The organism is Lysinibacillus sp. K60 (assembly GCF_019731275.1).
GTDB lineage: Bacteria > Bacillota > Bacilli > Bacillales_A > Planococcaceae > Lysinibacillus > Lysinibacillus capsici.
The window spans coordinates 135,601-160,214 of sequence record NZ_JAASJR010000005.1 but is presented as its reverse complement, the minus strand read 5'-3'; the positions used below and the strand labels follow the sequence as shown (position 1 = coordinate 160,214).

The following is a 24,614-nucleotide window of genomic DNA, read 5'->3' as shown; positions in this document are numbered from 1 at the left end:
TCCATTGTTAAATATAACTAATTAACCAATCTGGATTTTCTACAACTTCACATTGTACTTCCTCCATACTTTTAGAGTTCGAACTTAGCTTATATACTTTTATTTGTGATGAATCAAAGTGGTTTACAATCACTGAAATTATTAAATTTTTATACGCTTTTGGGACATAATTATTTAAACCTTTCAAAGCCCTAAAATCTGTGCTACTTGGGCGTAAATCATCTGAAAGGTGGGTATGCCAATCGCCTATAAAATATATTTTTTTGTCAGAGATTTCATTCAAACTATTGGCGAACTTAGTAGTATGAACATTATCAATTACAATTGAGTATCGTTCCATTTTCGCACATTTACCTGGATCAGATGCATGAGTTACTAATAATTCTTCACCATATTGACATCCAACGATACAACCGCCAACCTCTGTAAAATCGCCATATCTTCTAATCACATCCCGAATATTTTTCAAAGAATTCTCTGTAAAATAAACCTTTTTAATAGCCATTGCAAGCTTCACAATCCCTTGACCTCGGATTTCCTAAATAGTCTATATTATAGTGACGGTTTCCTTTTGAATCTCTTTCGCTCCATCTTATATATTGAGTATCTTTTGTATCAATATTTAATAAAGTATCTATGCTTGCTTGAACAATCAGTCCACTTGCAATATTAACACTCGAAATCCCCCCTATAAAAGTTGGTTGATCACATCCAGGTGCAAATTGAATTTCGGATAATGGTGCACTTGGTGGAATTTCAGTTCCATAATTTATATTCCAACATCCCCAACAACCTGTATCGCCAGGAATAATTCTTACTACTTCACAACTCCAAGCTCCATTAGTAACAGAACCTATGAGTAGAGGAATATTTTCACTTAAACAATACCTATTTAAATAATGAGATACTTTATGAGAACCAGTAGTTTCTATAATTAGATCTGAGCGATTAAGTAATTGATTTAGTTTAGTTAACTGTTCGGAACTTCTATGCCCTCCAATTCCTATATACTCAACATTGACGTACGTAGTTGGCATTAATGCTAATATTCTTTCCTTAACAACATCTACTTTGGGATAACTAAACATATGTTGTTCCCCCTGATGCCGAATTGAATTGGCTGGTTCGAAAATATCATAATCAATCAAATTAATTTTTCTTATACCTTCTTGTGCAATTGATGTTGCAACAAGTGAACCTAATGAGCCCAAACCAACCAAAGTAACTTCCTTATGAGCTAAATCCTTGCCGTACGGAGTTCTTATCAAAGAATCATCATCATTTATTATATAACATCTAACCCAAACTGCTTTATTATCTATTATTTTCAAAGCAACCCAGCTAATCCGTTTGTTACCTACAAATCCCCAATCGTCTTCAAAAACAAAAAATATAAAATACTTTTTCTTATTTTTTATTTGAATGCGCATATTCGTTAACCACTCAAATATTTTCTCAGTTGTAAATGGAGGATGTTCTGTAACCTTAAAAATTTGCGCGTTAAGAGTAGGCTTCTTATTGAACCATTCATCATAATTTTTTTCTCTTGAAACTTTTTTTTCATCTATCCATACGTCAGCAAGTATTCCTCGATGCTTGTCATACCTAACAGTACAATTGTTTCTATCATTAAAATTATCTAAGACTAAATCTCCAAAAGGTTTTGGTATTAAAATACCACCCATTTTATAGTCATATTGATTAATAAGAGGCTCTGGAACAATATCTTCAACATTTTCTTCAGCATCATAAGTTTCTGGTGAATATCTTAGTATTAGTTCTTCAATTTCTTCAATTAATTCTATTGCAGAATAAGAAGCTTTCCATCGTTCACTTGCAAAACCAAACAAACAGAGGCTTTTAGTAAGCTTATTTTGATGTCTTACCAATATTAAATCTTCACTCACTTCACATTTTACAGTAGGTGGAAATGAAGGAAAGCCGTCGGAATAAATAATCTTTATTGGATACTTAGAGTTAACCGAAGAAATACCTTCGCATTCCAGAGTCCCATCTTTAATATAAATCTCATATCCATATGACTGTAATATTCTTTTTTCTTTTAAATATAACTCTCTATTTTTTTCATACCAACGCATATGTTTAACCATGCCTTCTTGGAGGTTGCGCTCCCCAATCTGCCGTATCTCTCTTAGCAATCCCACTTAAGCTAAACTTAGATTCATTAGTTGTGTCTTCTGTAGTGTCATCGTTATATACTTTTTTCCATGCAGATAGTTCTGTTTCATCTCCGCTTTCAATACCATCTATATACGCTAAACAACTTTTTGCCTTTAATTTCATTCGTTTTTTATTAATACTCTTTATTGAATCTGAAACATTATTACTTGAATTCGCAGGATCAATTAGCTCAACAGTTTCAACATTTTCTTCGATATATTCTAAAACTTTTTTAGTTTTATCTTTTAAACTTGTTCCCTCAAAACCATCTAAAGCTTTTATTACTAATAACTCCAAAGCAAAAGATTTAAATTTTAGGTCGTTTTTATATTTCCAGATTTTCATGAGCCTAATTATTTTTCGACAACCACTTTCCTTAATATGGTTCTTGTGTGTTTCAAGATTAGTCTTTAGGGATGTTCCTGTATCTCTTCTATAAAGCTTTACATCATTATTTGAAGTATCTTCATCTAACCGCCTACCAGGAACTACATCGACATTTTCATCCTCTAATCCAATTGAAACATTTTGCTTTCTTGGATTGTCATACTCACCTTCAAGAAACTCATATACTGACTCATACATTTTTTCTAACGTATCAAATGCATCCTTTTTAAAGTGCACCGCAATATCAATGTCTTTACTTGAACTAATGGCAGTTTTCTTAGAAATAGAACCCGAATACTTAATCGTTACAATTTTAGAACCAAAGTGGCTTTCTAACTTTTCTTTAACTTCATCTCTTTTAGTCTTAATTTCTTCTTTTTCCTCATCACTTAACTTATAGTCATCTAATAATTGATTCAAATACTCATTAGCAGTCATCTTCATCTTTCCTTTCATATGAAATTATATTTGAGAGAGAAATAATACTTGTTGTTAAAGTTGCTGGCATATTAGCAAAAGTAGAATATGGATATTGGTTGGCTAACTCCAAATTCATTCCTGCAAGAAATGCACGGCCAGTATAAATAATTATCGGAATCTTTGAATCCTTCTCAATTAACAATTCCAGATAGACTCCAAGAGTTGGTCGCTCATTTTCATAGCTCTCTTCATAGAGGTAAATAATCATATCCATTTTATTTTCTTCTACAAATTGCTGGAACTCTTCAATAAATTGCATTGAGTGAATTTCTACTTTATTTACAATAGCTTTAGCGCGTGTTTGTAATTCCTTACCTAATGAATCTTTCTGATTATCGTTACTAATTAATAGAATGTTACTATTTTTCAATTTATGTTGAGTATCAAGCAAACGAGTCAGTTCATTTAATTTTTCTTCATACTCTGTTATTTTCGGATCAATTAATGAGCCTATTTTCTGTTCAGCACTTGATTTTATTCCTGCTAAGGAGGCTTCAATTTCTCGATTCGCATTTTTTCTTACTTCATCCCTTGACTGTCCAAACATCCAATAAATAACTACAATTGCCCCCGTTACTAAAACGCCTAAAGCAACAAAAAAGAGATTTACTAAATTAAAAAAGCTCTCTCTGTCCTTATCTGCAAATTCAATATACTTATCATATTGGGCTTCTAAAAATTCTATTGTTTCATCTTTACTTTTAGATTCTGCACTATTTTTTTCATCCTCATTAATAACTTTTTCTAACTCGGTAACATTCTCATTTACATTATGAATCTCATTCAAAAGCATTTTTTCTTTTGTATGAATTGATTTCCCAATCCAAATTAAAAAGAACAAGTTGATGACTAAAATGACGATTAACAAATACTTACCAATTATATTTGCCCTATCAGAAAAAACTTTTCCTTCTTCTATTTTGTTTCCATTTGACAATCTTTCCGTCACCTCAAATCCAATTTTCATATAATAAAGACATTACTGTTAAAATTAGTGTTTCCTATCATAAAAAAAGACAGCTCTAATAAACTTAGAAACTGTCTTTCGTACTTATTCTGGATGTCTGTTCATGATGTTTGTTAAAGTTCGCGCACAATTTCTTCATCTAATATTTTTTTACGCTTCTCCCAGTCTGGCATTAGCGTAAATAACATATTGTAAAAGCTTTCACTGTGGTTGTTGTACTTAAAGTGTATTAATTCGTGCAGTATTACATAGTCAATGCAGTATTTCGGCGCCTTGATAAGCTCCGTATTAATTAAAATCGTCTTGTTGTCAATTTGTGCTGATCCCCAGCGCGCTTTCATGACGCGGATTTCGAGTTCGGGTTTTTCGACGCCATACTTATTCATTAATGCGGACATCTTACTTAACGACTCACCGAAAATTTTAAATGCCTTTTCTTTGTACCACGCATCCATTAGCTTTTCTTTTTTAGAAAAGTTCGCGGGATTTTGCGTTTGTAAATATATAAAACCTCTAAAATACTTGACCGCTTCTTCTGCCGATTGTTCGACGCGCAGGCGGTACTGCTTTCCTAAATATTTGAATGACTCGCCACTTACATATTCACGTTCGCTTTGTTTATGTGGCAGTACGTCTTCAAATTGCTTTACGTTTTTCAAAATCCAGGAGCCTTTGCTTTTCACAAAGTCATATATAAAACTTAACGGTACTTTCTCGTTAGCTGATATTTGAATGCTCATATCAGGCTTAATGTTTAAATTGACGTTTTTGACGTCTTTTCGCTCAATCCAAAAATCAATAGGCTGATTGCCGAAATGAATTTGGTGCTTTTCCATATTGCTCACTACCTTAATAACGCTTGATGGCTACTGTTTTTACTTGTTCAATCACTTTGTCAATCGTGTCGAAGTCTAATGTTACATTATTTTCATTTGAGAAATCAAACAATAAATCATCAATGTCTTGCGCAATACGATTATGAATTTGCGGGTTGTTATGCCAATCTACTTTTTGATGTTGCTTAATAATCGCATCCATCTTAATTGCTAAATTAGCAAAATCTTCATCGCCATAAGATACTTGCTCGTCCTTCATTGTTAAAAGGTCTTTCGTAACACCATAAAAGGCTTGTGCATGGCCATTATCTTTAATGATTGATGGATAATCTTCTTTTGGCTCTCCTTGACGGAATTCTTTTAGCAATTCATTCATCGAATTTAAGTAATCCGCTTCTGAAATACGCTTTTCTTTATAATCATCAATTACTTGCTGAATGCGCTCAGAAAATTTCTTATAATACGCTGGATTTTCATCCCATTTCGTGCTGACACTTTTCGTTAAGCGTGTACGAATTGCATCCGCTTTTGCGCGCTTTGAGCCAAGACGTTCAAGCTCTTCCTCAAATCCTTTTTGATCCAAAATATTAACTGGAGACGTAATACGAATAATGTCTTCGGCTGAAATATATTGGTCCATCAGCTTTTGCATTTTCGCTTCGTATTCCTTATGGTCAATTGAATCTGAGTATCGTAATTTAACACTTTTGCGAAGCTCTTGGAAGAATTTTAAGTCTTTCTTATATTTGTTCAGTTCATCTTCCTGTAAAGCATTATAAATACGCTCGGATTCTAAAGCGATAGCAAGGTTGCGTCCGAACTTACTTAACGTGTCATAAAAATCATTACGCAGTTCTTCGTCTTCTAATAACACTTCATATTCTTCTAAGTCCGACTTATTACGAATCGGCGCAAAGATGTCCCACAATTGTGAGTGATATTGACGAAGCTCACCAATAATTGTAATGACATCGTAAATAGCGCCTTGAATATCTTCGGGATCGAAGTTTTCAAGCCCTGCTCCTGAATACATTTGTAATGCTTCGTCTAACTTTTCAAGTAAGCCACGGTAATCAATGATAAGACCGTAATCTTTACCTTCATATAATCGGTTTACGCGGGCAATCGCTTGTAATAACGTATGCTCTTTCATTGGCTTATCAATGTAAAGAATCGATGCTCGTGGTGCGTCAAAGCCTGTTAAAAGTTTATCGACTACTATCAATATGTCAATTTCATCGCCGTTTATAAATTCGTCTTTGATTGCATCCTCGTAGGCGTCGGCAGTGCCATAACGGTCCATCATTTTCTTCCAGAAGCGTTGAATTAAATCTTGAGATTCTTCATCAATAGCATCATGACCTTCCCGCTGATCTGGCGGAGAAATAACGACCGCGCAGTTTAAATCTCCAAACTCTTCAAATGCATTTAAATAACGAATCGCTTCCATCTTACTATTTGTTGCCAGCATCGCCTTAAATTGCAAGCCTTGCGTTTTATAGTTGCGATAGAAGTGGTCATTAATATCAAATGCAATCATGCTAATGCGCTGGTCTGACGAAGCAATTCGCTCAAAGTGCGCCCACTTTTTCATTACTTCTTCTTTTTGATTGTCGTTTAAATGGCGCGTAATCATGTTTAGACGGTTATCAATTGCTATCTTGTTAACTGTTTGATCGACCATTTTCCCTTCATATAATAAAGGTACAATCGCTTTATCATTCACCGCATCTGCAATCGTATATTTATGAATGAGCTTACCGAATTTAATCATCGTGCTCTTTTCTTTTTTCATTAAAGGCGTACCAGTAAAACCGAGATACGATGCGTTCGGAAATACTTTCTTCATTTTGTTATGAAGCTCTCCGTACTGTGTGCGGTGCGATTCATCGACAAGGACGAAAATATCACGTGAGTCATTCACTTGTTGTTTTGCAGACGCTGTATCGAATTTATGCACTAATGTTGTAACAATATCTGTGTTGCCGTCATTTAACAATGCAATTAAATGATTACCTGAGTTCGCACGGCTTGCTTTTAGGCGCGTATGATTAAACGTCTTATGAATTTGTTTATCCAACTCTACACGGTCTGTTACGACAACGACTTTAGGATTACAGTCTGATAGCTCCGTTAAAATATAGCGCGCCAGCATCACCATCGTTAAACTCTTCCCCGACCCTTGGGTATGCCAAATAACACCTGATTGACGGTTACCATTTTCATCATGCTGTTCCACTGTATTTAAAATTTCTTTAATGGCAAAATACTGCTGATAGCGCGTCACCTTTTTCACATCTTTATCGAATAGTGTAAAGAATGCTGTTAACTCTAAAAGGCGTGCTGGATGGAACATTGAAATGATGTTTTTGTCTTGCGTTGTAGGTAAACGGTCCGTCACAGCCTTTTGTAACAATCGCTCTAACCAATCATGCTCTTCTTCTTTCCAAACGGACCAGAACTTTTTCGGCGTACCACAAGTTGCGTACTGTGTTTCATTTTTATTTGTCGCCATGACAATTTGAATGAACTTGAATAGTTGCGGGATATAGTCATTTTTTTGATTGCGAATCATTTGGCTTATACCTTGGCTCATGGATATAGATGATTTTTTACACTCAATGACCGCAAACGGAATACCATTTACGAAAAGTACAATATCAGGACGTGCAAGCTTGCCGTCCGCACGCTCAACAGAGAACTCTTCCACGACATGAAAGACGTTATTTTCGATATTGTCCCAGTCTATAAACTGTATTGTAAAAGATCGCTTTGAGCCGTCAGGAAGAAACTCAGTGTAGCTTCGTCCTAACATAATTGTTTCATAAATTGCTTCGTTCGCCTTTACAAGTCCATTCGTTAATGGCTCGTCTAAATCGCGAATTGCTTGCTGAATGTTGTTTTCAGTAAACGAATACTCCATCCCTTTAGTTTCATATCGATTTATTTTTCGTAGTTGATCTTCCAACACATCACGCAGTAATACATTATGAAGATTCCCGCGCATTCGTTCTGCTTGTTCAGTTGGTATATAGGTGTATCCCACGCTTTGTAACACTTCAAGCGCAGGCTGTTGACTTATATTAATTTCATCATAAAGTTGCTCAGTGGACATGTCGCCACCTCCAATCTATAAATGAAGGAAAAGGAGTAAAGGCGTTATACCTTCACTCTAATTTTTCCTGTTAGGAGTTGTTGCATAATTACTTTTTTCTGTTCTTTTGTCAAAAGTAACTCTTGTTCCAGTAATTTTATCTCGTTATCTATACAATATAAAACCTCAGCAACTTTCTTTTGTTCTATTAACGGTGGAATAGATAATAGAGTTTTTCTGAATATTTCCATCCCAACTAAATTACGCATTGCTCCTCCTTGTGTATTTTCTATAATTCTATTTTGAAAACTTTCCCATTGGAAATATTGATAAAAATACTCGCTATCTATCAATTTATCATTAATGCGGATTTTTAAAAGCGCTTGGTTAATTACCCCATTAGGCGAATCATTAGGAATTCTATAAATTCTCCCTATTGTTCCAGAGCAACTTACAATAAAATCACCTTGATTAACTTCGAATCTTTTTAATTCAAGAAATTTATTTTCATCTATATAATAATCGCCTAAATTTATATCCTTATAAATGGCATTTTTTTGTTCATATACTTTATAACCTTGTTTTACAAAATGCTCTTTTTTTAACGCTCCACCGAATGGTCCTCGTACAAGTCCCTTTTCTATACATATATCTTCTAAGTGCATCTTTTCCCATTGTCCACTAAAATTCGGTAAACGAATTTTTCCAGATAAGAGTCTTTGCATTAAACCTTTTTTCTGCTCTTTTTTTTGCTTGATTAACTTTTCTTTAAGTTCAATTGCTTTATCCCACTCAGATAGAATCTCCCCAATTTTATTTTGTTCCTCAATGGCAGGAAGGAAAACTTTAATCTTTTTTAGGTTAGGCTGGCTAATTCCTAAAACAGAAGTTCCAGTTGCTAACGTCATGAGCTGTTTACGAATATTCCAGTCTTTTAGGAAATATCGTTTATAACTATTATCAATAGTGCTATTCTTATCTCTTGCAACAATTGTATGAAGACCACTAATGAATGGTTTATTATCTTTATTAACAACTGTAATTGATTTTGCAATTCCTTCGTAATCCTCTGAAGCATCCGCAAAAACAATGTCACCATCTTTTAATAAATATTTTGAATCTACTTGCTCTAAAGATATGTTATATTTTGGTATTTCATCATAAACCTTACTTACATCAATAAAGCTATTACTCGATTTATGAATATCGCCGTAATGTAAATAACAAATGCCCTCATCAGATAAATTCGCTCTTGATATAGACAAACTACCACTAAAATCGAAAATATCTCCAAACTTATATTCTTTCCAATCTCTTGGATACGTTTCTTCCACTCAATTCACCTACATTTTAAATTATTTTTCAAAGTTTTTCTGCTCTATAAAATCCTCAAAATCATCCTTCTTCGGTTCTGCTAAGCGTTGTTGATGAAAGATTTCATATTGTTCCGTTGCAAATTGCTCTGCCAACTTCGCACTAATTTTCCCCGCGTTCGTTAAGATGTCATGCTCGTTGAACTCTAAAAACGCATCTAACTTTTGCGCCCAGTCTTTCATATACATCGGCTTTTTCTTTTTCGCTTGCAACTCCGCATAATCTAAATACATCGTAACAATACGATTTAAATCACTTAGCTCGTCCTGAGATAAGTAGTTTTTTGCCACAGTTACATCGTTTTTGCGGACTTTATCACCTTTCCAAGAAGTTAAGCCCATGTTAGGTTTCGTTGCATCAGCGCGCTCCACAATTAATTCCGAAGCTGTATGTCCGTGAATGGCAAAGTGAAGCTTGTTTTGTACGGTTGCGAAAAACTCCCTTGCAATCGTTGAATTTGGATCATAATCAATAGACGTTGCATAAATGTCGGTAATCTTTTGATAGAAGCGTCTTTCAGAGGCACGAATATCACGAATACGTTCAAGGAGCTCGTCAAAGTAATCTGCCCCTATGTTGCGCATTTCTTTTAGCCGTTCATCATCCATCGTGAAACCTTTTATCATAAATTCATTTAAGCGTTCCGTTGCCCATTGACGGAATTGTGTACCGCGATGTGATCGGACACGATATCCGACAGCGATAATCATCTCGAGGTTGTAGTGCTTTGCTTGTCGTTTAACTTCGCGCGCACCTTCATTTTGAACTTGTAAGTAATTCTTACAAGTTGCTTCTTCCAACAATTCACCTTCAGCATATACGTTCTTTATATGGAGTGTAATATTTTGAGTGGAAGTTTGAAATAACTCTGCCATCGCCTTTTGCGTCATCCAAACCGTTTCACCTTCTAATCGCACTTGAATTTTTGTATCGCCATTTTCAGTTTGATACATTAAAAAATCTGAATTAGTATCCATCGTTTCACCTCTACTCAACGACCATTTTTCCCCCTCAGGAGAAATGGTCTTCATCACTATTAGTATAGTAGTAGACAACCATTTTCCTATCATCAAGAAAATGGTTATCTTCCTGGCTATTTCCTTACCGTTACAACCCTAACTCTTTCAAATACTTCTCCATCTCGGCTTCAACAACTTTTAGCTCTTCTTTGATGTTCGCAATATTTTGTTTTACTGCATCCATATCAACAGGTTCCTCTTCTTCGAACGTATCAACATAACGCGGTATGTTAAGGTTAAAATCGTTTTCCTTAATTTCTTCAAATGATGCGACGTATGAATATTTATCGATCGTTTCACGGCTATCATATGTTGCGATAATTTTTTGTAAGTCTTCTTCGCGCAACTTGTTTTGGTTTTTGCCCTTTTCGTAGTTACCTTCGCTTGATGCATCAATAAATAATACATCTTTTCGTGTGCGGTTTTTCTTAAACACAAGAATACATGCTGGAATGCTTGTACCATAAAACAGACCTTCTGGTAAACCAATAACCGCGTCCAGCAAGTTCATTTCGATGATTTGCTGACGAATTTTCCCTTCGCCTGCGCCACGGAATAATACGCCATGTGGTAAAATTGTCGCCATTGTTCCATTTTCAGCTAATGAGTAAAGCATGTGCTGTACAAATGCATAGTCACCTTTTGATGTTGGTGGTACGCCCCACTCGAAACGGCGGTGTGGATCTAAGCTTGCATCCATTTTAAATTTGCTGTCATTATTACTTTCCCCAGCAAAGCCCATCGCCCATTTATCTAATGAGAACGGTGGGTTAGCAACGATTTTTTGGAACTTCATTAACTTGCCGTCTTCTAAATGTAGCGGATTTGCTAACGTGTCCCCCCATTCAATATTAGCGTCATCAATGCCATGTAAATACATGTTCATTAAAGCTAATGAATGTGTAGCGCCGTTACGCTCTTGCCCATAAATCGCGACTTTATTGTTTGCCACTTGCTTTGCAACTCGGACTAATAATGAACCTGAACCACATGTTGGATCATAAATACGATCATTTTCTTGTGGCTTCACTAAACGTGCTAATAATTCAGAAGCCATAGTCGGCGTGTAGAACTCTCCGCCCTTTTTGCCCGCATCTGAAGCAAACTGCTCAATCATATATTGATAAGCATTACCGATAACATCTTCACTTCCAATTACAGAAGGCTTTAAGTTTAACTTATTGATGTCTTCTAATAATGTACGCAACATCGCGTTACGCTCTTTTGCTTTACCTAAAATCGCTTCGCTATTGAAGTCGATGTTGCGGAATACACCACGAAGCTTACCAGTATTTTCATTTTCAATGCGCTCTAACACTTTATTGATGATTTCACCGATTTCTGCATCATTACGTTTGCTGTACAGATAGTCGAATGTTGACTCATTGTCTAATACAAAGCGCTCACGTGTTAATGCGCGCTGAATACGTTGTTCGTCACCGTTATAGCGCTCTGTGTACTCTTCTAAGTGCTCCTTATACGAATCGCTTAAATATTTAATGAACATCATCGTTAAAATGTAGTCCTTATAAATACTTGAGTCGATTTTTCCGCGGAATGTATCCGCGGCCTGCCATAATATACTATTGATTTGATCTTGTGAAACTTTCTCTGTCATGTGATTTCCTCCAAATTACATTCCTTGAAGCACTTTGTTTGTCTGTGCTTGGAATAGCTTTTCTTTTTCTTCTATTAACTTATTCAGTAACTGTTTTTCCTGTAAATGAAGCTTATACAATTGAACAATGCTTCGTTGCTTTCCGAGAGGCATTAATTCAATTGGTATAGCACTTAATGTCGCCTTATTCGTACTTGGAATTCGCGTCCCTGCTTGTCCTTTTTCTAACTCTTTTTTTGCGGGCGCTGTATTCAAATACCATGCTACATATTCAGGTAAGATGAAATCCACTTGCACGTCGATCACCGCAAATGATGAAGGGATTAACAGACCAGCCTTTGATTCATCAATATAGACCGCCGAATACGGATAATTTAATCGGAACAGTATATCCCCTTCCTTCGTGAAATAATGCGGACTTAGCACCTCATTACTCTCGAACAGTTCAAATGATTCATCTGAAGAATCAATACTTTTTATCGTAAACATACGGTACGTCGCTTTTACTTCACTTGAAGTAGATGCTTTTTTACGCGTAATTACCATGCCCGCACGAATATCCGCTATATCTCCTAACTGCAAAACCACACCTCCAATTCGTTAAATTAAATATTTAACATTTAAGTTAAATCAATCATATAACAAATAAGTTACGGTTGCAAACATATTCTGTTGATTATTTCCAGATTTTTTCATACTGTTACAAACGTAACGATATCAACTACGGTATGCGATAATAATATGCAAATTTCTAATCGAACAACGATTATAATCGCTACTCTAATTCAAATAAATGCACAAACATATTGCGATTATTAATACAATTACAATACAACTCGATCGTAATTATATTCGCGAATATATTTTAGATGATAATTGCGCATCTATTTCAGATATATTCAACAATAAATTACAAATAGATTCGTTAGTATAATTCATTCATATTTTAGCGGTACATATCCAATCCACTTTTCAGCGGTTGCATAAATGAAAAACCGAGAACAATTACGTCCTCGGCTCAACATCGTGCCTTCCCTTGAAAGCACTTATTAAATTCCCTACCTCACAAAGTTCGCGCCACATTGTTTGTTCATTCCAGTCAAATTTCGCAATTCTTTCGATTAAATGAATTACCTGCCTTGTTTCCTCTTCAGTTAAAATCTTGTCCGCAACGCGCAACGGTGATTTGAACATTAACGAATAAAGATCTACTACTTCATCTTGCTCAACTAACCCTTCTGCCAGCGTCAATACATCTACCTTTAACGCACGCGCAAGTTCCACTAAAATCGGGAACGATGGGGATTGCTTTTCGTTTCGCTCTAATCTGCTAATATAACTCGGACTTACGCCAGTCATATCACTCATTCGTTGCAACGAGAATCCACGCGCCTTTCTTAGTCGCTTTAATTTGTCCGCAAACGCTTCATCAAATACCTTTACCTGTTTCATCTCATTACCTCCTAAACTATACCAATACGGTAATCCTTTTTTATGAGTTTATATATTTTAGAAAGTAATAAAGCATTTATAACTGTATACGCTAATTTTTTTATTTGGTGATATAATTGAGATTAATCGCGGTGTATAGCTTCGGCTTGCACTTAAGGGAGTTGGATGCGTCTGGCTCTCTTTTAATTTCCAAAAAATTCATTTAGATTTGTTGACATGAAAAATAATTTGTTGTATCTTATAATCGAAAATTGAATATAGGCAATTTCACATATGTTTTTTTATTTAGTTTTTGATATTTTTAGCTGGTTTATTTAAATTTACATGTTTTTATTTAGAGTGCTTTTTAGCGATCAATGGGTATTTTGCGCCCATTTATATGCTAAGTGCGCCTCTAAGTATGCATGTGTTTTTAAATAAGCCAGCTTTTATTTTGCCTAATACTCCAATTCCTCCTGCGACAAACCCATTTACATATTGCGAAAGGAGGAGCCTTTATGTAGTTACATTTGTAACCTTATCATTTTTATAAACAATCTAATTTAGGAGGTCGTTATAAATGGAACTAAATGCATTAGAAATTCAATCCACCACACAGGCGATTGTTTTAAATACAATCGCTGAATTATTGAATGAAATTGTTAGCAACAAGAAAGATGAACCGAAAGAATGGATGTCTATCGAAGAGGCGTGTCAATATCTCAATATCTCCTATAACACTTTCAACAAATTCCGCATCATGGGACTAAAAGTTGCAGAAGTTGATCGTGTAAAACGCGTAGCAAAAAGTGAAATTGACCGCTTCCTTACTGAAAACTCTTTTTAATTCCACACTTTAAAACCTTTTCTATTAGCAATCTGCTAATCAAAATTTCCATTACTCAAAACTAATAAACTTGCGGTGGCAAATTACGCTATTTTTTAGACAACTCGAACCCGTAATTTTATAATAAAAGTGTTACTTCGATTAGTAACGCTGGTTATATTCCCTTTGTAATTTGTCCCCGTAATTATAGGAGGAATACTAACTATGCCAAGAAAATCCAATACTGCCATTAAGGCTTATAAGAAAAAAGACGGTAAAACTTATTATATGTTTAAAGTGTATCTCGGTTTAGATCCATTAACGGGAAAACCGCAATATACGACGCGCCGAGGTTTTAGATCTTTAAAAGAAGCTGAAATTGCGCTGGCACGTATTCAAGTCGAAATCGCTAAAGGTACGTTTCAAAAAAGAACTTACGAAACATACCGCGAGCTATATGAGGCATGGATAGAAGTCTATAAAAACACAGTCGAGGAAAGTACGCTCAATAAAACGCTGAAATACTTTGAGCATCATATCCTTCCTGCAATCGGTGACTATCGTATAGAGCAGTTAAACGTGGATGTATGTCAAAAATTCGTTAACCAATTACACGAGAAATTAGCGAAAGCCCGCACGATCAAAGCTTACGCATCAAAAGTATTGGATTACGCAGTTAAACGTGATTTAATACCATCCAATCCATTTAAGTTGGTGGAGATGCCAAAAAAGCGGGCGCACAAATCGACAATCAAAAAAGTAGAGCGCAATTTCTATACGAAAGATGAATTAAACAAACTGCTAACAGTTATGAAAGAAGAAACGAATCGGAAAGCATACGTTGCTATCCATATTCTCGCCTTTACTGGAATGCGAAAAGGCGAATTATTAGCGCTCACTTGGGAAGATATTGATTTTGACAAAAAGGAAATGACAATCAATAAAGCGATTGCACGAGGATTAGAAAATACTATGTATGAGAAATCAACGAAAACTGGTGTTAGTCGAACTATCAGCTTAGACGATGAAACGATAAATCTTCTACAAGAATGGCAAATTGACCTTAAAAACTCGTTAGGTAGACGATTTAAAAAGAAAAAGCAATTAGTTTTACCGAATGAGGACAATAGTTATTTGCAAACAACTAAGACGAGAAAATGGCTCAATTATGTCATTGATAAGTATGAACTTCCGCCACTTACAACACATGGATTGCGCCACACGCATACGTCAATGCTAATAGAGGCGGGCGCTAACATGAAACAGGTCCAAATGCGTCTTGGTCATTCCGACATCAAAACTACTATGGATATTTACACGCATTTAACTGCGCATGCCGAAAAAGAAACAGTCAATTTGTTCGCAGACTTCTTAAAATCGTGACCACAAATTGACCATAAAATTGACCATATAAAGATGAAATTCAATGAAATTAGATGAAAGTAAATGAATCTCTAAAAACGACAAAAACCCTTGAATATCAAGGGTTTTGAGGTTCATTGAAATCAGATGAAATTCAATGAAATTCGTATTATGGAGACGGCGGGAGTCGAACCCGCGTCCAGAAACTCCAATACTTCAGCTTCTACGCGTGTAGTTTGCCTATTTACGATTCACGTAACATTATGCCGACAAACAGGCGTCCTGTACGCTAACCTGGAAATCTCTTGCCGATGACTCAGGTGGCACCATCGACCGTATCCCACTAAAGTTGGGCCCCACGTTCTCTACATGGGCGATAGAGAGGCAGAGCGCTTACGAGCTTACGCTGCGAAAGCTAAGTTTTGTTGTTTGCCAGTTATTATATAACTGTCGTTGATGACGGAGCCGAGCCCTCCGACGCGCGACCAAAGCTTGAACCATCCCTGTCGAATCCGTAACGTCCCCGGATATAATCCGGTTATAAACCGTTCGGACAACGCTGCACAAGGCAGGTTGTAAATGAACATCGTACGAGTAGATGCTCACTGGCATGTGTTACTATTATAAAATAAATAGCTTAAAACATCAAGTAGAGACACTTTATAAGTTGGATCAGCGTTCTTATAGAAGCCTAGGAAAAGTTGACCATCTCTATTTTTCTAACATTCTAGTTTATCGCGATTTTTTTTCCTTTGAAGAAGTCTTTCCTCTAAATTGCTTGTGCCGATTATAACCCCTGAAATAATAATTAAACTACCGATAAATTGCTGAAGTGTAATGATTTCATGTAAAAATAAGGCCGCTCCAATGAGTGCGAATATGGTATTAAAATTCACAAAAATAGCGGATTCCGCTGCACCAATGTGTTTTATACATAAGTTATATAGTGTATGTCCGATGGAAGTGGCTAAAATGGCGGACATGAAAAATACGAGCCATATGAACGGGCTGAAGGATACAAAAGCCCCGTAGCTTCGAAGGCTTGTAGCGAATGTGAAAATTAATAAGAGTGATGAGCCTATGAGAAGCATCCAGCCTGTCATCAGCATAGGAGAGATGACTTCAGTTGCACGACGAATTGCGATAAAGCTAAATGCCTGCAAAAAGAATGACATAAAGACGAGAAAATCACCTAGCTGTAGGTTGGTCAGCTCAGTAATGTCGTCCACCACTGCGAATAGCACGCCAATTCCTCCAAGGGCAAAGCCAATTAATTTAGATTTTGTCATAACCGTGTCTTTAAATAATACGGCAATAAGTGCCGTGAAAAGTGGGCTTAAGCCACTAATAATGGCTGTTTTCATGGCTGTTGTTTGAACGATGCCATATGCTAAAAAGACATGGTGACAAATGACGCCAAAAAAACAACCAATGAATATGTACTTAAATGGCATCCCCTTTATATAAAGCGGCTGCTTTGTTAGCTTTAAAATAATAAAAATCGTAATAGCTGCAAGAAAAATACGCGCCGTTTGTATCGTTAAAGGATCGCCATTGGAAACAATTACTTTTAGCCATGTAACGTTCATGCCCCAAAGAAACATAACGAAAACTAAAATGGAATAAACCTTTGCATTTGCCAAGTCATCACCTCCTGTTTTATTCGATCGCAAGATAAGAAGCCTCTCTATGTTCTATGAGACAACAGGCTAACACCTGCAGCAGGACCCAAATTGAAATTTGCCTCAATAAAGGAGCATTTATAATAAGTCTAGTAGACTATTCATAAGAAAGTAGGCCGCCAGGAAAGACATCGTCTTCCAAACAGCCTACCATACTTCATCCCCATCCTTAAGCAGTTCTCACCTTTTGATAAATGTATGTTCCATCTTTCATTTCATCTAGCTGTACGAGGTCACCAATTTGGACACTTTCTTGAATACGCACTGTTAGCTTGGCTGTTGAATCCTTTAGCTGGACTAGTGCCACAGTATACGGTGCCAAATGGGCATATTCTGCTGGTGCAATATGAATGACCGTAAAGCTGTACACGGTTCCCTCATCTGGGACTTCTCGTACGTTTTTAATTTCTTGGCGGCAGGTGCTGCAATACACTTTTTTCGTTACTGACTCTACACCACAGCATTCATAAACCTTCATCTGCTACACCCTTTCTAATATGTGGACAACCGAATAAGAACCAGTGCCACCTAAATTTTGTGCAAGTGCTAATCGCGGTCGTTTTTCTAGCTGGTTTGGTGCGTGTCCACGTAATTGGAGTACTAATTGGTAAAACTGTGCCACACCTGTTGCGCCAATAGGATGTCCTCTCGATAATAGACCTCCGCTTGTATTGATAGGCTTTTCTCCGTTCACGCGCGTTTTCCCTTGTTCGATAGCTAGCCAGCCTTCTAATTTCGGGAAAAAACCAAGCTCTTCAATGGCCAGCATTTCTGTCATGGAGAAGCAATCGTGAATTTCCACAACATCAATATCCTCAGGACCAACCCCTGCTTTTTCATAGGCTTGCTGTCCTGAAATGCGAATCGCTGGTAATGATAATAAATCAATGGCATCCTGCATCATTGTCGGTCCTGAAGCCTGTGCAGATGCTACTATTTTAATATCCGATGGCTTACGAGATAACACAACTGCTGCTGCTCCATCTGTAATAGGTGAACAATCGAATAAACCAAGTGGATCTGTAATCATACGTGCATTCATTATTTCTTCGAGTGTTGCTGGTTTTTGGAATTGGGCTAATGGATTCTGTAATGCATTTTCACGGTTTTTCAACGCTAATTTTGCTAAATGGGATTTATTTGCACCTGTCTCATGGAAGTAGCGGTTTGCGACTACACCAAAAAATCCTGGGAAAGTTAGACCCGCATAACGTTCGTTTGTCGTCTGATCCATTGCAGAGTTAATAAATTGCGTGACAGTGGCGGTTGGGGCATGCTTCATTTTTTCTACACCGACAACTAAAACGCTTTCATATTCGCCACTTAATATACCTAAAATACCTTGCCGTAATGCAATACCACCTGATGCACAGGCACCCTCTAATTTGGCTGTAGGAATGGATCCGAGCCCTAGGTCATTTGCTACGATCGCACCTAGAATTTCTTGATTGGCTAAGCTACCTCCCATATAGTTACCAACAAAAACCGCATCGATTTTTAAGTCTCTTGCCTCATCTAGCGCCTCTTTACTAGCAGTGAGCATTAAATCCTTTAATGAAGCATTTTCATTGTTACCGAACTTCGTCATGCTTACACTATGAACATATACCGTCACTGTGTCACCTCCATATGTTGTTTTACTAGCTCCCGTTTTAAAATCTTCCCGTAGGAGCTTTTTGGTAGGGCTTCTACTACGAAAATTTCTTTTGGCTTTTTAAAGCTCGCTAAATGTTGCTGACAAAGCTCGATTAAGGCATCCTTATCAATTTCCCCACGGCCGTTTGGCACGACATAGGCGACAATGGATTCGCCCCATTTGTCATCTGGAATACCAATTACACATGTTTCCTTGACGAATTCATGCTTGTTCAACACTTCCTCTACTTCTCGCGGATAGATATTTACACCACCTGAAATAATGACCTCCTTTTTGCGGTCCACGATCGATAGGTAGCCATGCGCATCTAGCTTGCCTAAATCGCCTGTATGAAGCCAGCCATCACGCAATGTTTCGGCAGTCGCCTTTTCGTTATTCCAATAGCCTTGCATAATAAGCGGGCCCTTTGCAGTAATTTCGCCTATTTCTCCTACTGGACATTCATTGCCCTCAGCATCCACGATTTTCACATCAACAAATGGTCCAACTCTACCACATGAATCAAGGCAATATGGTAAATCCTCGCGTGGCATCATCGAAATGCACATCGGTCCCTCTACTTGACCATAGGTTTCTACAAATTTTGTTCCTACTTTATCTAGTGCCTCTTGCAACTTAGCGGCAGCGATCGGGGAGCCTGCCATATTAATCGATTTAATGGTACGAAGCTTCTGCGGGTTGAACTGATCGTGCTGAATCATTAGGTTGACCATCGTTGGGACTAGGAAAATGATTGAAATACGGTCCTGCTCTAATAAATGAACAAATTGCTCTGGCTCAAATTTATCGTAAATAACTTGTGTTAAGCCATAGAGCCATGCCACATGACTTAAAAAGTTTGCCCCGTGTGTCAGTGGTGCGACGTGACCAAGCATATCCGTATAGTCAACTTCACACGCTATTGCTAAGGATAGGGCTCCACTAACCATATTGCGATGTGATAGCATAACGCCTTTCGGATTACCTGTCGTTCCTGAAGTATACATAATGGCCATCGTATCATTTTCGTTCACTTCATTTTCATGGGATTGCCCTTTAAACTGTTTCACTACTAGCTCATACGGTTCTCCACAATAAAGAATTGGAAAGTCAATATGTAGCGGATCAATTAATGATTTTTCACCAATCATCAGACTCATGCCTGAATCCTTCACCTGATACTCATGTTCTTTCGGATGCAATCGGTAATTAAGTGGGACTTTAATAAGACCATATAAAGAAACAGCTACATCAAGCTCTATATGCTCTAATCGATTTGACATTAAAATACCTACGCGCTCTCCTTTTTGTAAGTTAAGGCTTTTAAAATAAGCTGTTAGAGCATAGGCCCGTTCCATCAAATTGGCATAGGAAATCGCACGATCTTTGAATTTAACTGCTATTTTATCTGGATACGCTCGAGCCGATTTCAGTGCTAATTGGCCAATTGTACTCATTTATCTTCCCCCCTATTCATCAAAATGAAAAATTAGAACCCCAAATTGGTGATCCTTCCGTCTTTTCGGTATCGCCTCTCTTAATGGATAGAGGATGAATTCGACTGTGATAGCGATTTCATTTTCTCCTTCAAGAAAATGACCACCAGTAAAATGTTGATCACAATCGACAAAAGATCCATGGAAATGAATATCTAAATTATTCGTCTCCATATCTATCCCAATAAACCCTAAACCAGAAATAAGTTCGACTGGAGAAGTAGTTTGCCGTTTTGGTGAATAAACAATGGTCCCTTGCTTTTCACCTCTTTGAACTTGAACATAGGTAGCCTGCTTTAGGGATCCCATGCATTGAAATTGCCCTCCCTTTACCCCAAAGTGATTGCAAACCTCTTTCATCCCAGTAAATAAATCCGTTCCTGCTTTCAATCTCCCGATAATTCTATCCGTAGGTCGGTCATACAAAGCTTGCCAACGAGAATTATCCAATACTAATCCCTCCATCTACCTTTAACACCTGAGCAGTTGCATAGCTAGCCTCCCTCGATGCAAAGTATAAGACGGCACTTGCAATATCATCTGGTGTGCCGATACGCTTAATAACCTGTTGATCTAAATTGTATGGAACCCCTGTTGTAATACCTGTTAAGGTTGCGCCTGGTGCCACAGAGTTACAAGTAATATTAAGTGGGCCAAGCTCTTTTGCTACCCATTTCGTAAGGGCAATAACCCCTCCTTTTGATGCAGCATAAGCTGGACCTGAGCGACCTGTACCATCTTCGCCAGAGGTAACACCGCCGTTTAAACCTGAAACTGAGCTAATATTAATAATCCGACCATATTGTGCATCCTTCATATGTGGGTACACACATGCCTGGGTAAACATAAACGTTGCTTTTAAGTTCGTATCAAGATCACGCGACCATTCCTCAAAAGTCATTGTTTCAATATTTTTTCGGCTACATGTCCCAGCATTGTTCACCAAGATATGAATCTCTCCATACTTTTCAACTGTGCGATTGACTGTTGCTTTCACAAACTCTGCATCACGAATATCTCCTAAGCATTCTAAATAGCTATCATGTGCTAGTTTTTCAATTGTTTTCTCACATGAATTTAAGTCAACTAAAACAACATGTACCCCTTGCTTTGAAAGCTGGACCGCAACTGCTTGTCCAATACCACTTGCTGCTCCTGTAACAATCGCTACATCATCTTTTAATGTCATCATAGTTTTCCCCTTTGCTATTTAATATTTAATAAATCTGGTAAAAATGTTGATAGAGAAGGTATATAGGTTACAAGTAATAAAACGATAACCGAAGCAACAATAAACGGGACCACCCCTTTTGAAATTTGAACGATATTGGCCTTTGAAATACTGGCAGCAACATATAAATTCAAGCCAACAGGTGGTGTAAATAAGCCGATTGCTAAGTTAATCGTCATAAACACGCCAAATACAGCCGGGTCTACATCGAGCATTAACATAATTGGAAGTAATATCGGGACAAATATATAAAACGCAGAAATGGCATCGATAAATGCACCAGCAATTAATAGAATAATATTTACTAGTAGTAAAATAATGATTTTATTATCTGTTAAACCTAAAACGGTATCTGAAATAGTTGAGGCAATTTGCTCTGTTGTGACAATATAGGCAAAGACAGAGGCGGCACTTACGATAATCATTACAACTGCTGTTTGTAACGCCGATTCAATAAAAATACGATACATCATTTTTATGTAGCCTTTTCGATGGATAAACAGTCCTACAATTAGTCCATATACAACCGCAATAACTGCCGCTTCTGTTGGTGTGAAAAACCCTCCATAGATTCCACCTAAAATAATGACAGGAATCATTAATCCAGGAAGTGCCTTAATAAATGCATCCCAGCGTTCTTTTCCTGTACTTTTTTGCTTAACTGCTTCCACAGAGTCATTAAAAATACCTTTTTTAATGTCTCGTTTACGAACGTACATTCCAGCAATAAATAAACCGATCCCTACTAAAATACCTGGTATAACCCCTGCCATAAAAAGACGGTTAATTGTAATTGGGATTTGATCTCCTGCTACTACTGCAAAAATAATGAAGGCAATCGATGGGGGAATAATAATACCTATCGCACCCGCACTCGCCACTAATCCCCCAGCAGTTTCTTTACGGTAGCCATTTTTCACCATTGCCGGAATGAGAATACCTCCAATGGCAGCAACTGTGGCTGGACCAGACCCTGAAATAGCAGCGAAGAAAATTGCTACTAATACCGTTACAAGAACAATCCCACCTTTACGATGTCCAACTAATGTTTGTGCAAAATCGATTAAACGCTTAGAAATTCCGATATGGTCCATAATGACACCCGCTAAAATAAAGAATGGAATCGCTAATAGCGTAAACTTTGCCACGCTCGTATACATAATATCTGTTAATGCCTCAAATCCAGATAGCCCTTGTGATGTAAATAGCACTATCATTGAAGCTACTGCTAAGGACGCAGCAATGGGTACCCTTAAAAATACGAGCACGATAAAGGAGCCAAAAAGTAATAATGCTATCATGCTAGCTCATCTCCTTCCGCTCCATTCCCTTCATTACTTACCGCTTTATATTCTTCAACCATCGCTTGAACTGTACGAATTAAACATAGTAATGCACCTAGTGGTAAGGCAGAAGATAAAATCCACTGCGGCATTCCTAATGCCGGTGTTGTTTGATTAATCTCCATTTGGAACAATACCATATCAATGCCGTAATAAAGTAATACTGCAAACAATACACCACTTGCTACTGATGAAATAATGACAATTGCCTTTTTTGTCAGCTTATTCCCTTTATCAAACAATAAGGTAAAACCAAGGTGTGCGTATCTACGCACACCTAATGCTGTACCAACAAATGTAAGCAATACTAACAAATTAACTGTGATTTCTTCTGTAAAAGAAAGGGATAAGTTGACTAAATTACGAGAAACAATGTTTACAAATGTTATAAATGTAATCGCTGCAAATGTAACGCTTAATATAATCTCTTCAAAATAGTCTAAGAATTTCATATGTTTCCCCCTTATGGCGTAAACGCTTTCAATAAATCTTCTCCCCAAATATCCGTATATTTATCATAAATAGGCTGAACAGCTTTTTTAAACGCTTCCAATTCTGCATCTGTTGGCGTATAAACATTCATTCCTTTAGCTTTTAAATCTTCAATTTGTGATGCTTCTTTTTCACGTGCAATTTTCACTTGATATGCAGCTGCCTCTTTACCCAGGCGATCAAATAATTCACGGTCTGCATCACTTAAAGAATCATAGAGCTTTTTATTCATACCTAACACTAATGGATCATATGAATAGTTCCACAATGTTAAGTAATCCTGAACTTCGTCAAGCTTTGACGAAGCAATAACATCAATAGGATTTTCTTGCCCATCAATCGTTCCTTGCTGCAATGCTGTAAACACTTCTGAGAATGTCATTGTTGCAGGATCTGTTCCTAATGAACGGTATAAATCTGTGTACATGGTAATACCAGGTATACGAATCTTTAATCCATTTAAATCTTCTGGTAGCTTAATTTCACGCTTACTATTCGTTATTTGACGGAAACCATTCTCTCCATAGCCTAAAGCTTGTACACCCTTTTCAGCTAAAAGTTCTTTTAGCTTTTCTCCCCCTTCTCCATTAAACACTTTATCTACCTCTGAATGATCCTTAAGTAAAAAAGGTGCACTTGTCACACCAAAACGTTGATCTAAAATCGAATAAATAATCGTAGAGTTAAATGTTAAATCAATTGAACCCTTTGCTAAGCCTTCAACAGCCTTACCCGAATCTCCCCCAGATAATTGTTCATTCGTAAATACTTCAATTTTAATGCGACCATCTGTTTCTTTATCCATATCATCTGCCAGTTTTTTTGCTGCCTCATACCATGTTGATGAATCTGATACTGTGACAGACATTTTTAATTTATATGACTTTTCTTTATCATCAGCATCCCCGCTACTGCTACCACCACAGGCAGCTAGTATTGCTGATACGATCAAGAGCATAGCCAAGAGAAGATTTCTCCCTTTTAAAAATTTCCTCATAAAATATCCCCCTACTCTTTTTATATTAGATTCTATAATTATTTTATAATTCCGAAAAATCTAAATATATATTCCTAGGGGATAAAAAGTTACATAATAATTGAGTGATTTTTGTCTCTAACAAATAAAAATCATACAAATAACAGCATTTTCAAGTATTTA

22 protein-coding genes and 1 other RNA gene are annotated in these 24,614 nt (G+C 36.9%); 2 read left to right on the top strand and 21 right to left on the bottom strand.

What is annotated here, in order from left to right; all coding sequences use genetic code 11:
• Positions 1–7: 7 nt before the first annotated feature.
• The 11 genes from HCH28_RS12630 to HCH28_RS12580 all read right to left on the bottom strand — a co-directional run bounded on the left by HCH28_RS12630 (position 8) and on the right by HCH28_RS12580 (position 13,408).
• Positions 8–517, bottom strand: a complete 510-nt coding sequence (locus HCH28_RS12630; RefSeq protein ID WP_221681215.1) for an MPN domain-containing protein — start codon at positions 515–517, stop codon at positions 8–10.
• Entirely contained in the window at positions 495–2,111 is a 1,617-nt protein-coding gene (locus HCH28_RS12625) for a ThiF family adenylyltransferase (protein WP_221681214.1), read from the bottom strand. The genes HCH28_RS12630 and HCH28_RS12625 overlap by 23 nt, the downstream gene beginning before the upstream one ends.
• Positions 2,104–3,006: an SMODS domain-containing nucleotidyltransferase gene (locus HCH28_RS12620; protein WP_221681213.1), complete on the bottom strand. Its 903-nt coding sequence runs from the start codon at positions 3,004–3,006 to the stop codon at positions 2,104–2,106. Before HCH28_RS12620 ends, HCH28_RS12625 begins: the two co-directional genes overlap by 8 nt.
• On the bottom strand, positions 2,996–3,985 hold the full coding sequence (locus HCH28_RS12615) for a hypothetical protein (RefSeq protein WP_221681212.1): 990 nt from the start codon (positions 3,983–3,985) through the stop codon (positions 2,996–2,998). Before HCH28_RS12615 ends, HCH28_RS12620 begins: the two co-directional genes overlap by 11 nt.
• A gap of 143 nt (positions 3,986–4,128) precedes the next feature.
• On the bottom strand, positions 4,129–4,851 hold the full coding sequence (locus tag HCH28_RS12610; RefSeq protein WP_221681211.1) for a M48 family metallopeptidase: 723 nt from the start codon (positions 4,849–4,851) through the stop codon (positions 4,129–4,131).
• Between the two features lie 13 nt (positions 4,852–4,864).
• Positions 4,865–7,966 (bottom strand): type I restriction endonuclease subunit R, encoded by a 3,102-nt coding sequence (locus tag HCH28_RS12605; protein WP_221681210.1) that lies wholly within the window; start codon positions 7,964–7,966, stop codon positions 4,865–4,867.
• Positions 7,967–8,010: 44 nt separating this feature from the next.
• Positions 8,011–9,279 carry a restriction endonuclease subunit S gene (locus HCH28_RS25440; RefSeq protein WP_221681209.1) on the bottom strand — a complete coding sequence of 423 codons (1,269 nt, stop codon included), beginning with the start codon at positions 9,277–9,279 and terminating at the stop codon, positions 8,011–8,013.
• Positions 9,280–9,300: 21 nt separating this feature from the next.
• Positions 9,301–10,296 (bottom strand): virulence RhuM family protein, encoded by a 996-nt coding sequence (locus HCH28_RS12595; protein ID WP_221681395.1) that lies wholly within the window; start codon positions 10,294–10,296, stop codon positions 9,301–9,303.
• Between the two features lie 130 nt (positions 10,297–10,426).
• A complete protein-coding gene (locus tag HCH28_RS12590; RefSeq protein WP_221681208.1) occupies positions 10,427–11,956 on the bottom strand; it encodes a type I restriction-modification system subunit M in 1,530 nt (509 codons plus the stop codon).
• A 15-nt stretch (positions 11,957–11,971) separates the two neighbouring features.
• On the bottom strand, positions 11,972–12,538 hold the full coding sequence (locus tag HCH28_RS12585) for a restriction endonuclease subunit S (protein WP_221681207.1): 567 nt from the start codon (positions 12,536–12,538) through the stop codon (positions 11,972–11,974).
• A gap of 423 nt (positions 12,539–12,961) precedes the next feature.
• Positions 12,962–13,408 (bottom strand): helix-turn-helix domain-containing protein, encoded by a 447-nt coding sequence (locus HCH28_RS12580; RefSeq protein WP_221681206.1) that lies wholly within the window; start codon positions 13,406–13,408, stop codon positions 12,962–12,964.
• Between the two features lie 559 nt (positions 13,409–13,967).
• On the opposite strand from HCH28_RS12580, the gene HCH28_RS12575 reads away from it, so the two are divergent.
• Positions 13,968–14,234: a helix-turn-helix domain-containing protein gene (locus HCH28_RS12575; RefSeq protein WP_221681205.1), complete on the top strand. Its 267-nt coding sequence runs from the start codon at positions 13,968–13,970 to the stop codon at positions 14,232–14,234.
• Positions 14,235–14,438: 204 nt separating this feature from the next.
• Positions 14,439–15,596, top strand: coding sequence for a site-specific integrase (locus HCH28_RS12570; protein ID WP_221681204.1), 1,158 nt, complete (start codon positions 14,439–14,441; stop codon positions 15,594–15,596).
• 148 nt (positions 15,597–15,744) lie between these two features.
• On the opposite strand, the gene ssrA is transcribed toward HCH28_RS12570, so the two are convergent.
• From ssrA to HCH28_RS12520, 10 genes are all read right to left on the bottom strand, one after another.
• Positions 15,745–16,100, bottom strand: a transfer-messenger RNA (tmRNA) gene (ssrA, locus tag HCH28_RS12565).
• Between the two features lie 194 nt (positions 16,101–16,294).
• The gene (locus HCH28_RS12560) at positions 16,295–17,218 is read right to left on the bottom strand and encodes a DMT family transporter (protein ID WP_221681203.1); all 924 of its coding nucleotides are present in this window, start codon (positions 17,216–17,218) and stop codon (positions 16,295–16,297) included.
• Between the two features lie 208 nt (positions 17,219–17,426).
• Positions 17,427–17,735 carry a Zn-ribbon domain-containing OB-fold protein gene (locus tag HCH28_RS12555; RefSeq protein ID WP_221681202.1) on the bottom strand — a complete coding sequence of 103 codons (309 nt, stop codon included), beginning with the start codon at positions 17,733–17,735 and terminating at the stop codon, positions 17,427–17,429.
• A 3-nt stretch (positions 17,736–17,738) separates the two neighbouring features.
• Positions 17,739–18,872, bottom strand: a complete 1,134-nt coding sequence (locus tag HCH28_RS12550; protein WP_221681201.1) for a thiolase C-terminal domain-containing protein — start codon at positions 18,870–18,872, stop codon at positions 17,739–17,741.
• Positions 18,869–20,350 (bottom strand): class I adenylate-forming enzyme family protein, encoded by a 1,482-nt coding sequence (locus HCH28_RS12545; RefSeq protein WP_221681200.1) that lies wholly within the window; start codon positions 20,348–20,350, stop codon positions 18,869–18,871. The genes HCH28_RS12550 and HCH28_RS12545 overlap by 4 nt, the downstream gene beginning before the upstream one ends.
• Positions 20,351–20,362: 12 nt before the next feature.
• Complete coding sequence (locus tag HCH28_RS12540) at positions 20,363–20,839, bottom strand: PCC domain-containing protein (RefSeq protein WP_221681199.1); 477 nt, start codon at positions 20,837–20,839, stop codon at positions 20,363–20,365.
• Positions 20,832–21,581 (bottom strand): SDR family NAD(P)-dependent oxidoreductase, encoded by a 750-nt coding sequence (locus tag HCH28_RS12535; RefSeq protein ID WP_009373217.1) that lies wholly within the window; start codon positions 21,579–21,581, stop codon positions 20,832–20,834. The genes HCH28_RS12540 and HCH28_RS12535 overlap by 8 nt, the downstream gene beginning before the upstream one ends.
• Before the next feature lie 14 nt (positions 21,582–21,595).
• Positions 21,596–22,921 (bottom strand): TRAP transporter large permease, encoded by a 1,326-nt coding sequence (locus HCH28_RS12530; RefSeq protein ID WP_221681198.1) that lies wholly within the window; start codon positions 22,919–22,921, stop codon positions 21,596–21,598.
• The gene (locus HCH28_RS12525; protein ID WP_112116600.1) at positions 22,918–23,415 is read right to left on the bottom strand and encodes a TRAP transporter small permease; all 498 of its coding nucleotides are present in this window, start codon (positions 23,413–23,415) and stop codon (positions 22,918–22,920) included. The genes HCH28_RS12530 and HCH28_RS12525 overlap by 4 nt, the downstream gene beginning before the upstream one ends.
• Before the next feature lie 11 nt (positions 23,416–23,426).
• On the bottom strand, positions 23,427–24,452 hold the full coding sequence (locus HCH28_RS12520; RefSeq protein WP_131521154.1) for a DctP family TRAP transporter solute-binding subunit: 1,026 nt from the start codon (positions 24,450–24,452) through the stop codon (positions 23,427–23,429).
• Positions 24,453–24,614: the final 162 nt, after the last annotated feature.